The 13,813-nt window shown below is 61.1% G+C and carries 13 protein-coding genes; 4 read left to right on the top strand and 9 right to left on the bottom strand.

The window, feature by feature from the left end; all coding sequences use genetic code 11:
* Window positions 1-221: 221 nt before the first annotated feature.
* The 4 genes from J3P77_RS04555 to J3P77_RS04570 form a co-directional block, all read right to left on the bottom strand.
* On the bottom strand, window positions 222-1,580 hold the full coding sequence (locus J3P77_RS04555; RefSeq protein ID WP_434679914.1) for an imelysin family protein: 1,359 nt from the start codon (window positions 1,578-1,580) through the stop codon (window positions 222-224).
* A gap of 176 nt (window positions 1,581-1,756) precedes the next feature.
* Entirely contained in the window at window positions 1,757-3,778 is a 2,022-nt protein-coding gene (locus tag J3P77_RS04560; protein WP_434681886.1) for a putative bifunctional diguanylate cyclase/phosphodiesterase, read from the bottom strand.
* 355 nt (window positions 3,779-4,133) lie between these two features.
* Complete coding sequence (gene sodB / locus J3P77_RS04565; protein ID WP_434679915.1) at window positions 4,134-4,715, bottom strand: superoxide dismutase [Fe]; 582 nt, start codon at window positions 4,713-4,715, stop codon at window positions 4,134-4,136.
* Window positions 4,716-4,907: 192 nt separating this feature from the next.
* The gene (locus J3P77_RS04570; RefSeq protein WP_434679916.1) at window positions 4,908-5,510 is read right to left on the bottom strand and encodes a LysE/ArgO family amino acid transporter; all 603 of its coding nucleotides are present in this window, start codon (window positions 5,508-5,510) and stop codon (window positions 4,908-4,910) included.
* Between the two features lie 97 nt (window positions 5,511-5,607).
* Between J3P77_RS04570 and J3P77_RS04575 the strand changes: the two genes are divergently transcribed.
* The 3 genes from J3P77_RS04575 to J3P77_RS04585 all read left to right on the top strand — a co-directional run bounded on the left by J3P77_RS04575 (window position 5,608) and on the right by J3P77_RS04585 (window position 8,497).
* Window positions 5,608-6,507 carry a LysR family transcriptional regulator ArgP gene (locus J3P77_RS04575; RefSeq protein ID WP_434679917.1) on the top strand — a complete coding sequence of 300 codons (900 nt, stop codon included), beginning with the start codon at window positions 5,608-5,610 and terminating at the stop codon, window positions 6,505-6,507.
* Window positions 6,508-6,580: 73 nt separating this feature from the next.
* Window positions 6,581-7,573: an NAD-dependent epimerase/dehydratase family protein gene (locus tag J3P77_RS04580; RefSeq protein ID WP_434679918.1), complete on the top strand. Its 993-nt coding sequence runs from the start codon at window positions 6,581-6,583 to the stop codon at window positions 7,571-7,573.
* A 72-nt stretch (window positions 7,574-7,645) separates the two neighbouring features.
* Window positions 7,646-8,497, top strand: a complete 852-nt coding sequence (locus tag J3P77_RS04585; RefSeq protein ID WP_434679919.1) for an ATPase — start codon at window positions 7,646-7,648, stop codon at window positions 8,495-8,497.
* Window positions 8,498-8,609: 112 nt separating this feature from the next.
* On the opposite strand, the gene J3P77_RS04590 is transcribed toward J3P77_RS04585, so the two are convergent.
* From J3P77_RS04590 to J3P77_RS04600, 3 genes are read right to left on the bottom strand one after another with little or no spacing between them, the layout of a single operon-like run.
* Entirely contained in the window at window positions 8,610-9,659 is a 1,050-nt protein-coding gene (locus tag J3P77_RS04590; RefSeq protein ID WP_434679920.1) for an alkene reductase, read from the bottom strand.
* Window positions 9,660-9,679: 20 nt separating this feature from the next.
* Window positions 9,680-10,846, bottom strand: coding sequence for an MFS transporter (locus J3P77_RS04595; RefSeq protein ID WP_434679921.1), 1,167 nt, complete (start codon window positions 10,844-10,846; stop codon window positions 9,680-9,682).
* 24 nt (window positions 10,847-10,870) lie between these two features.
* The gene (locus tag J3P77_RS04600) at window positions 10,871-11,185 is read right to left on the bottom strand and encodes an ArsR/SmtB family transcription factor (protein ID WP_434679922.1); all 315 of its coding nucleotides are present in this window, start codon (window positions 11,183-11,185) and stop codon (window positions 10,871-10,873) included.
* Window positions 11,186-11,357: 172 nt separating this feature from the next.
* On the opposite strand from J3P77_RS04600, the gene J3P77_RS04605 reads away from it, so the two are divergent.
* The gene (locus J3P77_RS04605; RefSeq protein ID WP_434679923.1) at window positions 11,358-11,957 is read left to right on the top strand and encodes an ACP phosphodiesterase; all 600 of its coding nucleotides are present in this window, start codon (window positions 11,358-11,360) and stop codon (window positions 11,955-11,957) included.
* Here the strand turns inward: J3P77_RS04605 and J3P77_RS04610 are convergent.
* Window positions 11,915-12,706, bottom strand: coding sequence for a lysophospholipid acyltransferase family protein (locus J3P77_RS04610; RefSeq protein ID WP_434679925.1), 792 nt, complete (start codon window positions 12,704-12,706; stop codon window positions 11,915-11,917). The genes J3P77_RS04605 and J3P77_RS04610 overlap by 43 nt on opposite strands.
* Window positions 12,706-13,461, bottom strand: coding sequence for an L-ornithine N(alpha)-acyltransferase (olsB, locus tag J3P77_RS04615; RefSeq protein ID WP_434679926.1), 756 nt, complete (start codon window positions 13,459-13,461; stop codon window positions 12,706-12,708). The genes J3P77_RS04610 and olsB overlap by 1 nt, the downstream gene beginning before the upstream one ends.
* Window positions 13,462-13,813 lie beyond the last annotated feature (352 nt).

The following is a 13,813-nucleotide window of genomic DNA, read 5'->3' on the forward strand; positions in this document are numbered from 1 at the left end:
GCGAAGCAAAAATCGGGGCGAGCAAGCTTATCAGCCTCATGGGCAATGAATAAGAGAGATTATCGTTTAGCGGGGCTGACGCAACGTACTGTTACGATTTCGCGCTGGCGGGTCGTTTCTCTTGGACCCAGGCAGTTGAACCCCAGGCACAAAAAAGCCGGTCAGCTCGTCACTGACCGGCATTCGTTTGTCTCGATACCTCTGCCTTGATACTTCGCCGATCAGAACTCGTGGTCGGCGTTGTCCGGATTCAAGTCGGTGATGCCCAGTTTACCGGCGGCCTGTTCGATAGCGCCGGTCTGTTTGACCAGCGCCGCGATGGCGTTGCGGACTACTTCGTTGCCGGCTGTGTTGCCGGCTGCGATCAATTGATCGAAGTGTTCGCCTTTCGCCGCGCGGTCGACCAGTGCTTGCAGTTTGGCCTGGGTGTCGTCCAGGTCGGCGCGCAGGGTGGCGTCAGCGGCAGGGTCTACTTTGGCGACCAGCGAAGAAATGCCTGGGCCGGTGATCTTCGTCCCGTCGGTCCGGGTGTATTCGCCCAGATAGACGTTGCGGATACCTTTGCCATTGTAGAAGTGCGAGTTGTGCGTGTTGTCGCTGAAGCAGTCGTGCTCGTCTTCGCTGGAGTTGGCTTCCAGCGCGACCTTCATGCGCTCGCCTGCCAGTTCGCCGAGCGACAGGCTGCCCATGCCGAAGAGCATCTTGCGCAGACCGTTCTCGCCGGATTCAGCTTCAAGCGTTGCGCGGTAGTTGTCGGCGACGCCAGCTTTCCAGTTGCCGGACATTTCCTCAAGGTCGCTGACTAGCAGATCGGTCACGGCTTTCAGGTAGGCGCGACGGCGATCGTTATGGCCGCCGGTGGCACCGGCGCCTTCCAAGTAATCGCTGGCCGGACGGGCACCGGCGCCTGCGTTGTTGCCGTTGAGGTCCTGGCCCCAAAGCAAGAATTCGATGGCGTGGTAGCCAGTGGCGACGTTCGCTTCCGAGCCGCCCAGTTCGTTGAGCGCGGCGAGGGATTCGGGGGTGATTTCCTTGATATCGACCTTGTCTTCGCCGACCTGAATTTGGGTGTTGGCGATGATGTTGGCGGTGGCGCCCGGGTTGCCCAGCGCGTGCTGGTAGTCCTTGGCAACGTAGTCGATCAGGCCTTCGTCGAGGGGCCAGGCGTTAACCTGTCCTTCCCAGTCATCGACAATGGTATTGCCGAAACGGAAGACTTCGCTCTGCATGTAAGGCACGCGTGCCGCGAGCCAGGCTTCGCGGGCGGCCTTGAGGGTTTCGTCATTTGGCTTGGCGAGGAACGCATCGATCGCGGTGCTCAGCTTTTTCGCGCCATTTTCGGCATCTTCAAACACCGCCGCCACGATGGTGGCGTAATTGGCAACCACGGCCTTGGTGTCAGCATCGTTGGTCTGGACGGCTGCCGCTGGCGCCTGAGTGCTCGGCGTCGCTGCTGGTGCGGCCGGCGCACTGGCGGGAGCCGGGGCAGGGGCGGCGGCTTTGTCCTTTTCCTCGCCACAGCCGGCGAGAGAGATAGCGATGGCCAGCAGACTTGCGGTTGCCAGAGGCATACGAATCATGACGAAATCCTGCGTCTAAAAAGGTGATGGCGGCACGCGCCCAAAAAAGCTGCGACATAATGCGAAAGATTTGCATTCTGTGTAAAGGCATAAGGCCGGTGAAGTCGCGTATAGAGAACGCGGTTTGTAACAGTCGGTTACAGAACGCTGTCGACCGGGTAGTTCGCGGCCTGATCTCAGGAAATCGCGGCGTCGCTGCGTTGGTTCTGCCTCAGGTAGGCAAGCAGCTCACGGGCCGGAAGGGGCTTGCTATACAGATAGCCCTGACCTTCATGGCAGCCTTCGGAGATGATATACGCCTCTTGCGCCAGCGTTTCCACGCCTTCGGCAATGACCTGCATGCCCAGGCTTTTACCCAGCTGAATGATGGCGCGCACGATGGTGGCGTCATCGTGGTCGTCGATGAGGTCCTGCACGAAGCTTTTGTCGATCTTGATCTTGTCCAGCGGCAGACTTTTCAGATAGCTCAGCGATGAATAGCCAGTGCCGAAATCGTCGATGGCGATCAGTGCGCCGGAGCGACGCAGGCTTAACAGGTGCTGGGCCGCGGTGGTGATGTCTTCCATCAGACCGGTTTCGGTGACTTCCAGCTCCAGACTGCGCGGTGGCAGCCGGTATATCTGCATCAGGTTGTTGACCACTCGCGGCAGCTCGGCATGGTGAAGTTGCACAGTCGACAGATTGACCGCCATGCGCAGGTCGGTGAAACCCTGGTCGTGCCACTCGCGCAACTGACGACAAGCCTGATCGAGCACCCACTCGCCGATGGCGATGATGCTGCCGTTCTGTTCGGCCAGCGGGATGAAGGTGTCCGGCGGAACCAGACCATGCTCGGGGTGCATCCAGCGGATCAGCGCTTCCACGCCCATCACCCGATTGTCGCGATAGTTGATCTGCGGCTGGTAGACCAGATACAGCTGGTCGCGGGGCAGAGCATCGCGCAGGTCTTTCTCCAGTTCGCGGCGCCGGCGCATTTCACTGTCAACGCTGGCGATGTAGAACTGATAGCGACTGCGGGAGCGGGTCTTGGCCAGCGTCATGGTCTGTTCGGCTTTTTGCAGAAGCTTCTCGGTGCTGTCGCCGTCTTCCGGGAACAGGGTGATGCCGATGGTGGCGCGCAGGCGGATTTCGTGGTCGCCTACGGCGAACGGCGCTTCCAGCGCATCAAGGATATTCTGCGCCAGCTCCGCCGCTTCGTAAGGCTGTTCGATCCCAGGCTGAACCAGCGCGAACTGATCGCCGCCCAGCCGCGCGAGCGCGCCGAGCCGCCCGCTGTGAGCGCGCAAACGGTCGGCGAGCCCCAGCAATAATTGATCGCCGGACTGGTAGCTGAACTGCTCATTGATGCCTTTGAAGTCATCCAGTCCGACGCATAGAACCGCGACACGGCGTTGCGCACGCCCTGCATCTTCCAGAATGTTGTCCAGCTGCGTCTGCAGACGTACCCGGCTGGGCAAACCCGTCAGGAAGTCCGAGTGGGCCAGGCGTTGCAGGCTGTTCTCGGCTTCGTACCGCAGATGCGCGTTGCGCTCGATGGAAGCCAGTAGTTGATTGGCGGTGTTGACCCAGATACCCAGTTCGTTCTTCTCATGACCTTTGAGCAAGGGCAGCAAATGTTCACTGGGGCGGTCGGGGTTGATGTTGGTCAGATGGTCGATGATTTTCGACAGGGGTTTGGTCAGCAACCAGTGATAAACCAGGTACAGCACCAGACCCATCGCCAGCGCCCGCAGCACGCCAGCGATGAAGATGATCCCGGCATTGATCAGGAAACCCTCGCCGTAGGTCGCGGTATCCAGGGTGATGCGCAGATCACCGTAGTATTCGTTGTAGGGCGCGCGCCCGACGAGTTGGGTCGTGAAGCTGCGCTCCTGGCCGAGGATCACGTCAGTGAGCCAACGGGTGGAAGTCTCTTTTAGGGGGCGCTCTTTCTCTGCCAGCAGGGTTTCATTCGGATGGCCGATGGATGCCATGCGCACGGCTTTGTCCTGAAACAGACCTTCGATGACTTGCATGCCCATCTCGCGATCCAGGCTGTAGACGGCCTGGGTCGAGGGGTCGCGAAACATATCAAGGATGCGCTCGGCGTCACCGGCGACAGTCTGGCGCGTCTTGTAGGCGTCAAAGATGATTTGCGCGCAGCTCAGTGCAACGCCCACCAGCAATGCCGACAGCAGCACGACGCGCAGCAACTTCATTGACAGGCTGTTCTTGAACTCCAGCTTCAAATGGTCATTCCTTAATCCGTATCGGGAACGTAGTACCAATTACCATCGAACGAACCAGCTGCCTCAGTCCGAGGCTGTTTCGCGGTTGCTGCTTGTCATCTTCGACCTGCCAGGCCCGGCCTCATTGCGGCCGGGTCGCCCCCACAGCTGACGGGCGAGCAGGGGAGCGATCAGGGTGTGATATTAGTCCGCTATCCCTGTTCTGCACTAGCTTGAAACATCAGTCATTGATGAAAAAGTGCGCAAATGTGGCAACTTTGGGCGCTTGGACAAGCTGCTCGCAAAAAACCCGGCGCTTGGCCGGGTTTTTTTGAACGAACGTGGATCAGGCCGCGTATTGCTTGGCCACGAAGTCCCAGTTCACCAGGTTCCAGAAAGCTTCAACATACTTCGGACGCAGGTTGCGATAGTCGATGTAGTAAGCATGTTCCCAGACATCGCAGGTCAGCAGAGGAGTATCGCCGCTGGTCATCGGGTTGCCGGCACCGATGGTGCTGGCCAGAGCCAGGGAACCGTCAGCTTTCTTCACCAGCCAGCCCCAGCCGGAGCCGAAGGTACCGATGGTGATCTTGCTGAACTCTTCCTTGAACTTGTCGAAGGAACCGAACGCAGCATTGATGGCGTCGGCCAGTTCGCCGGTAGGTTCGCCGCCAGCGTTTGGCGCCAGGCAATTCCAGTAGAACGTGTGGTTCCAGACCTGAGCTGCGTTGTTGAAGATGCCGCCCGAAGAAGTCTTGATGATTTCTTCCAGAGTCTTGCCTTCGAACTCGGTGCCTGGGATCAGGTTGTTCAGGTTCACGACGTAGGTGTTGTGGTGCTTGTCGTGGTGATATTCCAGTGTCTCCGCGGAAATGTGCGGTGCCAGAGCGTCTTTGGCGTAGGGCAGCGGCGGCAATTCAAAAGCCATGGTCTATCTCCTTTCAGGTCAATTGCAGTAATCGCAAGGCCGATCACGGGCGGCCAGATTCAGCATGCACCGGGAGTTTTACTCTTTTGGCGGCGCAGACCCCGGATCATAGCACCCGACCTGCGGCTTAACCACGCAACAACTGTGTGGGATAGAGGTTCCAGAGCCATCGACCCATCGGTCATCATTCGTTCAGACGCCACGAATCAGCTGTGCCGCGACCCCGAACATCATCACCGCGACTAGAATATCCAGCAGGCGCCAGGTGGCCGGCCGCGCCAGCCACGGCGCAAGCCATGCGGCGCCGATGGCCAGGGTCGAAAACCATAGCAGCGACGCGCTTGCGGCACCGACCACGTAAGCGCCGGGCTCGGTCTGTTGCGCGCCGAGCGAGCCGATCAACAGCACGGTATCCAGGTAGACATGCGGATTGAGCAGCGTGACCGCCAGGGCACTGAGCAGCACCGCGCGGCGTGAGCGCAAACCGGTGGTGTCGCTCTGCGCCAGGCTCTGGGTCGAGCATGCGCGACGTAGCGCCTGAATCCCGTACCAGATCAGAAACACCACGCCGCCCCAGCGCGCTACCGCTAGCAGGGTCGGGTTCTGCGCGAGCACGTTGGCCAGTCCGAATACGCCTGCCGCCACCAGAATCGCGTCGCATACGACACACAACATCGCCACCGGCAGATGATGCTCACGCCGAAGGCTCTGGGCGAGAACAAATGCGTTCTGCGTACCGATTGCCATGATCAGGCCGGCGGCGACCAACAGCCCGTTGAGATAGCTTTGCCACATGAAAGTGATGTCCGGAAAGTGCCAGGGAGGTGGCGATTGTCCGGCGGATGGAGGTATAAGGAAAACCAATAATCCTGATTGGCCATTAGAGAAACTGATGTTCGACTACAAGTTGCTTTCCGCGCTCGCCGCTGTGGTCGAACAGGCCGGCTTCGAGCGTGCCGCTCAGGTGTTGGGCCTGTCGCAGTCGGCGGTGTCGCAGCGCATCAAGTTACTGGAGGCACGCATCGGCCAGCCAGTGCTGATACGCGCCACGCCGCCGAGCCCCACCGAGATCGGTCGGCGCCTGCTCAACCATGTGCAACAGGTGCGGCTGCTGGAACGTGACCTGCAGAGCCAGGTTCCGGCGCTCGATGAAGAGGGGATGCCCGAGCGGCTACGCATCGCGCTCAATGCCGACAGCCTCGCGACTTGGTGGGCACAGGCTGTCGGTGACTTCTGCGCCGAGCACCACCTGTTGCTGGATCTGGTGGTAGAGGATCAGGACGTGGGCCTCAAGCGCATGCGCGCCGGGGAAGTGGCGGCGTGCCTGTGCGGCAGCGAGCGCCCGGTTGCCGGCGCGCGCAGTCGCCCGCTCGGCGCCATGCGCTATCGTGCTCTGGCCAGCCCGGCGTTCATTGCCCGCAACTTTCCGGATGGCGTCACCCCGGAGCGTCTGGTGCGCTCGGCGGCGCTGGTATTCGGCCCTGATGATTATCTTCAGCATCGCTTCCTTGCCTTGCTTGGGGTCGAAGGCGGTTTCGAGCATCATCTGTGCCCGTCGTCAGAAGGTTTCATCCGGATGATCGAAGCGGGTCTGGGTTGGGGGCTGGTGCCCGAGCTGCAAGTCCGCGATCAGCGGCAGGTCGGGCTATTGCAGGAGCTGGTGCCGGAGCGCTACATCGACGTGCCTTTGTACTGGCATCACTGGCGCACTGGCGGTCAGTTGTTGAACCGGCTTACCGAGCATCTTGCGCGGGCGTCCAGTCAATGGTTGGTGCCGCTGGACGGCGAGTGAGCGTCAACAGGTTCAGGTAAAAGCAGACAGGTTTCGAGCCGGTCTGCATCAGCGTTAACGGAGCGGTAAGTAAATGAAGATTCTGGTCACCGGCGCAAGCGGCTTCATCGGCGGGCGCTTTGCGCGCTTTGCCCTGGAGCAGGGCATGAGCGTGCGGATCAACGGCCGGCGTGCCGAAGGTGTCGAGCATCTGGTGCGGCGTGGCGCCGAATTCATTCAAGGCGACCTGACTGACGCCGATCTGGTCAGCGATCTGTGTGACGACGTGGAAGCCGTGGTGCATTGTGCCGGGGCTGTCGGCGCGTGGGGGCGTCGCCAGGATTTCATGATCGGCAACGTGCAGCTTACGGAAAACGTCGTCGAGGCGTGTCTCAAGCAGAGGGTGAGGCGGCTCGTTCACCTGTCGTCGCCTTCGATCTATTTCGATGGTCACTCGCATCTGGGCATCAAGGAAGAACAAGTGCCCAGGCGCCTGCACAACCATTACGCGGCGACCAAGCACCTGGCCGAGCAAAAGGTTTTCGGCGCCGAAGAGTTCGGGCTGGAAGTCATCGCCTTGCGACCCCGGTTCGTGACGGGAGCGGGTGACACAAGCATCTTTCCGCGTCTGCTGCACATGCAGCGCAAAAAGCGTCTGGCGATTGTCGGCAACGGCTTGAACCGGGTGGACTTCACCAGCATGCAAAACCTTAATCAGGCTATGTTAAGCAGTCTGCTGGCATCGGGTTCGGCGCTGGGCAAGGCGTATAACATCAGCAACGGTACGCCGGTGCCGTTGTGGGATGCCATCAACTATGTCATGCGCCAGATGCAATTGCCGCAGGTCACGCGTTACCGGTCCTACGGGCTGGCGTACATGGCGGCCGCAATCAATGAAGGGGCCTGCATGCTTTGGCCTGGTCGGCCCGAACCGACGTTGTCGCGTCTTGGCATGCAGATCATGAACATGGATTTCACCCTGGATATCAGCCGCGCCCGGCATTATCTGGATTACGATCCGCGTGTCAGCCTGTGGACCGCACTGGATGAATTCTGCGGCTGGTGGCAAGCGCAACAAACGACCTGAGCACTGTAGGGACTCAACGCCGTAGTTATACTGCTCAACTTTTGTTTCAACAGCTTTTTGAAAGGGTTGCCCATGCGTAACGATCCCTACGACGACATCGACGACGTCCCCAGCCTCAGCGCCAAGGATGATGACGACGATTTCATCCCGACCAAGGGTGCTCGCGAGCGCACCACGGTTTATTCGCGTACTACGCCTGTGGCCAAGGTAAAAGCACCAAGCACTGGCCCGCTCTGGGCTCTGGTTGGCGCGCTGTTCATTGCCTTTTGTGGCTTGGGCTGGTGGAGTTTTCAGCAGGTTTCGCTGATGGAGCAGCAACTGGTCGCGACCCAGGAAAGCTTCGCGCGCATCAGCGAAGAAGCGGCGGGACGGCTGCAGGATATTTCCGGCAAGGTGGTGGCGACCGAGTCGCTGTCCAGCGAGGGCGAAGCGCTCAAGCAGCGAATCAGGCTGCTCGAATCGCAACTCGACGATCAGGACAAGCAGCGCGAAGGCGTGGAAGGTCAGCAGTCGAGCCTGGACAAGCGTCTGGCGCAGATCGCGGCTCAGGCTGCTCAGCAGCAGACCGACAACGCTCAATTGCAGGAACAACTCAAGAATGTGGTCACCGAACTGACCAGTCTGAAAGCCGCGCTGCCTGACCTCAAGGCTGCACAAGCCGAGCAGGGCAAGCTCGACAGCCAGCTCAAGAGCCTGAGCGCCGATGTGGCGGCCTTGAAAAAGCAGGGCAATCCGGAAGCGGCGATTGAAAGGCTGGAGCAGGACATGATCGTGCTCAAGAGCGAGCAGGAGAATCGTCCGGCACCTGCCGCGGCGAGCAACACCGCTGAGTTCGATGCATTCCGCGCGCAGGTGACCCGCAACATCAATACCCTGACCAGCCAGATTCAGACGCTGTCCAAGCAAGTCAACGCACAGCGCTGAGGCCACCGGCACCGTAACTGTAGGAGCGCGCTTGCCCGCGACAGGCCGGTACGTGTATCGCCTGTACCGGCCTCTTCGCGGACAAGTCCGCTCCTACAGGTCTGCAGCGTAGTTACAGACGCGGGTAGTCGAGGTAGCCGACCGGGCCCGGTGCGTAGAACGTTTCAGGGTGCGGCTCGTTCAACGGTGCGTCTTGCGCCAGACGCTCCGGCAGGTCCGGGTTGGCGATGTATGGCACGCCGAATGCCACCGCGTCAGCCTTGCCTTCAGCCAGCCACGCGTTGGCGCTGTCCTTGGTGAACTTCTCGTTGGCGATGTACACGCCGCCGAATTCCTTTTTCAGCTGCGGGCCGACGCTGTCGTCTGCATCGCGTTCGCGGGCGCAGATGAAGGCGATCCCGCGCTTGCCCAGCTCCCGCGCCACATAACCAAAGGTTTCGGCCAGGTTTTCGTCGCCCATGTCGTGCAGATCGGCGCGTGGTGACAGGTGTACACCTACGCGACCCGGCCCCCAGATATCGATCGCGGCGTCAGTCACTTCGAGCAACAGTCGGGCGCGGTTTTCCACCGAGCCGCCGTACTGGTCGGTGCGCTGATTGGTGCTGCTCTGCAGGAACTGATCCAGCAGATAACCATTGGCGCCGTGGATTTCCACGCCGTCGAAACCCGCAGCCTTGGCGTTTTCCGCGCCAACCCGGTAGGCCTCGACGATATCGCCGATTTCCGCCAGCTCCAGCGCACGCGGGGTTTCAAAGCCAGTGATCGGGCGAACCAGGCTCACATGACCATCCGGCTTGATGGCGCTCGGAGCGACCGGCGTTTCGCCGTTCAGGTAGGACGAGTGAGAGATACGCCCCACGTGCCAGAGCTGCAGAGCGATACGGCCGCCAGCGCCGTGAACGGCCTTGGTGATGTTGCTCCAGCCGCGGACCTGATCATTGGACCAGATCCCCGGAGTGTTCGGGTAACCGACACCCATTGGCGTTACCGAAGTGGCTTCGCTGATGATCAGGCCTGCGGAAGCGCGCTGGACGTAATACTCGGCCATCATCGCGTTGGGCACGCGGCCTTCGTCGGCGCGGCAACGGGTCAGCGGCGCCATGATGATGCGGTTGGGCAGTTGCAGGTCGCCCATGGTGATCGGGTCAAAGATTGTAGCCATGCGTCAGAATCCTCTTCAGATCAGTTGGTAGCTGGGGCCAGATCGGGGTTACCGGTCTGACGGAAAGTAATCAGGGTCACCACCAGTGCCAGCACGGCGAGCGCCGCCGCTGCCAACGGCACGCTGGTCAGACCAAGGCCGTGAGCGATGACACTGCCGCCGACCCAGGCGCCGAGCGCATTGCCGACGTTGAAAGCGCCGATGTTGAGCGTGGAGACCAGATTCGGAGCGGCTTTGCCAAAGGTCACGACGTTGATTTGCAGGGCAGGGACGGCGGCGAAAGCGGCCATAGCCCAGAGAAACAGGGTGACTTCGGTCGGGATCAGTGCCGCGCTGGTCCAGCTCAACGCCGTGGAAACCACCGCCATCGAGACGAAGACGCCGATCAGCGTCGAGGACACGCGGCGGTCGGCCATCTTGCCGCCGATCACGTTGCCAACCGTCAGGCCCAGGCCGATCAGCAGCAAGGTCCAAGTCACGCCCTGCGGAGAAACACCGGTGACTTCGCCCAGCAGCGGCGCGACGTAAGTGAACAGGGTGAACATCGAGGCCGCAAACAATGCAGTCATGCTCAGCGACAACCAGATGCCGGCACCCTTGAGCGCGGCCAGTTCGGCGCGCATGTCGAGCTTTTCTTCCTGACGGTTGGTTGGCAGGAAGCGGATCAGGCCGATCAAGGCAATCACCCCGATAACCGTCACCGCCCAGAAGGTCGAGCGCCAGCCGGCGTACTGGCCCAGAGCGGTGCCCAATGGCACGCCCAGCACGTTGGCCAGAGTCAGGCCGGTGAACATCAGCGCCACGGCCGACGCACGACGATTGGCCGGAACCAGACCGGCGGCCACCACCGAGCCAATGCCGAAGAAAGCCCCGTGACATAGCGCCGTGACCACCCGGGCGAACATCAGCACGTTGTAGTCACTGGCCAGCGCGCAGAGCAGGTTGCCGACGATGAAGATGCCCATCAGCGTGACCAGTGCGGCCTTGCGTGGTAGCCGGGCGGTGGCCATCGCCATGAAGGGTGCGCCGATGGCCACGCCCAGGGCGTAACCGGTGACCAGCCAGCCGGCGCCGGGAATCGACACGCCCAGGTCAGCGGCGACATCGGGCAGCAGGCCCATGATGACGAATTCAGTGGTGCCGATGGCGAAGGCGCTCAGGGCCAGGATGAGTAGCGAAAGGGGCACGAAGCATCTCCTTGGATATGAAAATCAGGACGGGTTGTTCAGCTCTTGAACCAGCGCCGCTACGAAGGCCTGGATGACTTCTTCATTGCGTCTGAAGAAGTGCCACTGGCCGACCTTCTTGCTGGAAATCAGGCCGGCACGTTGCAGGGTGGCCAGATGCGCGGACACGGTGGATTGGGAAAGTCCGGCGCGTTGATCGATCTGGCCAGCGCAGACGCCGTGTTCGATGGAGTGCTCCTGCGCCGGAAAGCACGCGCGCGGGTCCTTGAGCCAGGTCAGGATTTCGCGGCGAACGGGGTGCGCCAGGGCTTTCATGATTTCGTCGAGGTCGATAGGCATGTCGTTCTCTACAGTGTGCGAAAGCGGTGTAACGCTATATCGCGATACGACGAACCTTATATCTATATTTCGCGATATACAAATATGAAAGGGTGCTGAAGGGCATGGAAATCGATATATCGGGTTATAACGATATTGGCCCGCCGCGCCAAATCGGCGTAGGCTCTGGTCCATGAACTATCTCGCGCACCTTCATCTTGGCGGCCAGCGGCCCGCACAATTGCTGGGCAGCCTGTATGGCGACTTCGTCAAAGGCCTGCTGCCCGGCCGGTTTCCGGCCGAGCTGGAAGCCTCCATCCGTCTGCATCGCAGCATTGATTCCTTTACCGACAGCCACCCACTGATCTTGCGCGCTCTGGCTCGTTTCCCGAGCGAGCAGCGGCGCTATGCCGGGATCATGCTGGACGTTTTCTTTGACCATTGCCTGGCGCGGGATTGGCATCTGCACGCGGACGTGCCGCTGGACGCGTTCACTCGCAGGGTCTACGACGTGCTGCTCGCCGAGCCGGAGTTGCCCGAACGGCTGGCATACGTGGCGCCGCGGATGGCGGCGCAGGACTGGCTGGGTTCTTACCGGGATTTCGAGGTGCTGGAGCAAGTGCTGGCCGGTATCTCACGGCGCCTGTCTCGGCCGGAAAGGCTGGCGGGTGGCATGCAGCAACTGCGCGCTCTCTACCAACCGCTGAGTGCCGATTTCGACGAGTTCTATCCGGTGCTGCGGGCGTACGCTCAGGCCGCCTTGGCCGGGCGGGACACACCTTCATTCGGCTGAGCTTCGACGCCGAACAGCGCGGTGCGAATCGCCTGCTGAGCCTGGAACGCCAGGGCGGCGCGCTCCTGATCAGCCGTCTGGATCGGTTCGAGCAGGTGAATATGCACGTCACTCTGTTCATTGGCGAACAGGCGACGCAGGTGCGAAAGCAGGTCGTCATCGCCAATGAACGGCGCGATTGGGTCAGGCTTTCCGTTACGGGAATAGGCGATGGCCACGGGCTGAATCTCGACCTGGGCGTCGATGGCGCTTGATAACAGGCGACCGTGGAAGGTGCGCAGGCTTCGTCCGTCGGTGGTGGTGCCCTCCGGAAAAATCATCAACGCGTTGCCTTGCTGCAGATGGCTACTCATTTGCTTCTGCAGCAATCGGCTGTCGCCCGAGCCACGGCGAATGAACAGCGTGCCGGCCTTGAGCGCCAGCCAGCCGGCCACCGGCCAGGTGCGGACCTCGGCCTTGGACAGAAACGAGAGCGGCGCAAGCATGCCGAGCAGAGCGATGTCGGTCCAGGATACATGGTTGGCGACCCAAAGCATCGGTCGGGTCGGCAGCTTACCGCTGACTGTGACGCGGAAGGGCAGGGCGTTGCTCAGACGAGCCATGAACCAGCGGCTCCAGCGCTGGCGACGTTGCATGGAACCGCCAATCCGGGTCCGTTCCAGCACAGCGAACGCACCGGCGATGATCAGTCCCAACGCCACCACCAACAGCACGCGTACCACGCGGACATAGCCGCGCAGCCGGCTCATCACACCGCAGCCTTGAAGTGACGGGCATAGCGCGGACACAGGTCGTCACGCTTGAGCAGGATGAACACGTCGGCCACCTGGAAATCTTCGTCCCAGCAGGGCTCGCCGCAGATCTTTGCCCCCAGGCGCATGTAGGCCTTGAGCAGCGGCGGCATTTCGCAGATCACGTTGCCCGGGATGTCCAGCTGCGGCAGCGGGTTTTTGGGCTCGGCGCGCAGGTGTTCAGTGCACAGATAACGGTCGCGCAAACGCTGCATGATCGCATGCGCCTGAACGCCGCCGTCCTGCATCGGGATGCTCGCGCAGCCCATCAGGTAGCTGTAAGCGCCTTCGTTGAGCACTTCGGCCAGCTCACTCCACAATACGGCGATGGTCCCGCCGTTGCGGTAGGCCGGGTCGACGCAGGTGCGACCCAGTTCCAGAATCGGGCCTTGCAGATGGGCCAGGCCGTGCAGGCTGAACTCTTCTTCGCTGTAGAATCGGCCCAGCGTGCTGGCCGCCTTGTGGTCCAGCAGGCGAGTCGTCGCCACCAGCCGCCCGGTGCTCAGGTCACGCACGCCGATGTGCGAGCAGTGAACATCGTAATCGTCCATGTCCAGGCCCAGCTCGGCGCCGTTCAAACGAGCGTTGAACTCTGCGCTGAACACACTGAAGCGCAAGGCCTGCGCTTCCTGTAAAGCACTCGGCCCGACCAGCCGTTCGGCCTGAAGACGACGTTCCGAAGTGTTGTCACGAATGCGGGCGATCTGGGTCATGCAAACTCTCCTGTGCCAGCGTTGCGGGCCGGCCGGTCGACTGAGTGGTCCAAGCGCTTTGCTGCAATTGCAGGCTATGGACACGCCGTGTCATGACCATGAAAGTTTGGTGATGGTTGTGTGACGCCGTTCGGGCCACCGCAACAAGAGCGCCTTGAACGTTGGGGGCAGCTTGCTGGCGAAGAGGCCGGTACTGACACAGGATACGTGTCGGCCAGAACATCCTCGCGACCAAGGTCGCTCCTACAATGGATCAGCACGCCTCGAAAAAATATGGAGGCAGCTTGCTGGCGAGGAGGCCGGTACTGACACAGGATACGTGTCGGCCAGAACATCCTCGCGACCAAGGTCG

It is taken from the genome of Pseudomonas sp. R1-18 (assembly GCF_051132095.1).
In the GTDB taxonomy this organism is placed as follows: domain Bacteria; phylum Pseudomonadota; class Gammaproteobacteria; order Pseudomonadales; family Pseudomonadaceae; genus Aquipseudomonas.

Excerpts from the sequence above, each read along its gene's own strand:
- J3P77_RS04555 (WP_434679914.1), bottom strand. The coding sequence starts at position 1,580 with ATGATTCGTATGCCTCTGGCAACCGCAAGTCTGCTGGCCATCGCTATC.
- J3P77_RS04560 (WP_434681886.1), bottom strand. The coding sequence starts at position 3,778 with ATGAAGTTGCTGCGCGTCGTGCTGCTGTCGGCATTGCTGGTGGGCGTT.
- sodB (WP_434679915.1), bottom strand. The coding sequence starts at position 4,715 with ATGGCTTTTGAATTGCCGCCGCTGCCCTACGCCAAAGACGCTCTGGCA.
- J3P77_RS04570 (WP_434679916.1), bottom strand. The coding sequence starts at position 5,510 with ATGTGGCAAAGCTATCTCAACGGGCTGTTGGTCGCCGCCGGCCTGATC.
- J3P77_RS04575 (WP_434679917.1), top strand. The coding sequence starts at position 5,608 with ATGTTCGACTACAAGTTGCTTTCCGCGCTCGCCGCTGTGGTCGAACAG.
- J3P77_RS04580 (WP_434679918.1), top strand. The coding sequence starts at position 6,581 with ATGAAGATTCTGGTCACCGGCGCAAGCGGCTTCATCGGCGGGCGCTTT.
- J3P77_RS04585 (WP_434679919.1), top strand. The coding sequence starts at position 7,646 with ATGCGTAACGATCCCTACGACGACATCGACGACGTCCCCAGCCTCAGC.
- J3P77_RS04590 (WP_434679920.1), bottom strand. The coding sequence starts at position 9,659 with ATGGCTACAATCTTTGACCCGATCACCATGGGCGACCTGCAACTGCCC.
- J3P77_RS04600 (WP_434679922.1), bottom strand. The coding sequence starts at position 11,185 with ATGCCTATCGACCTCGACGAAATCATGAAAGCCCTGGCGCACCCCGTT.
- J3P77_RS04605 (WP_434679923.1), top strand. The coding sequence starts at position 11,358 with ATGAACTATCTCGCGCACCTTCATCTTGGCGGCCAGCGGCCCGCACAA.
- J3P77_RS04610 (WP_434679925.1), bottom strand. The coding sequence starts at position 12,706 with ATGAGCCGGCTGCGCGGCTATGTCCGCGTGGTACGCGTGCTGTTGGTG.
- olsB (WP_434679926.1), bottom strand. The coding sequence starts at position 13,461 with ATGACCCAGATCGCCCGCATTCGTGACAACACTTCGGAACGTCGTCTT.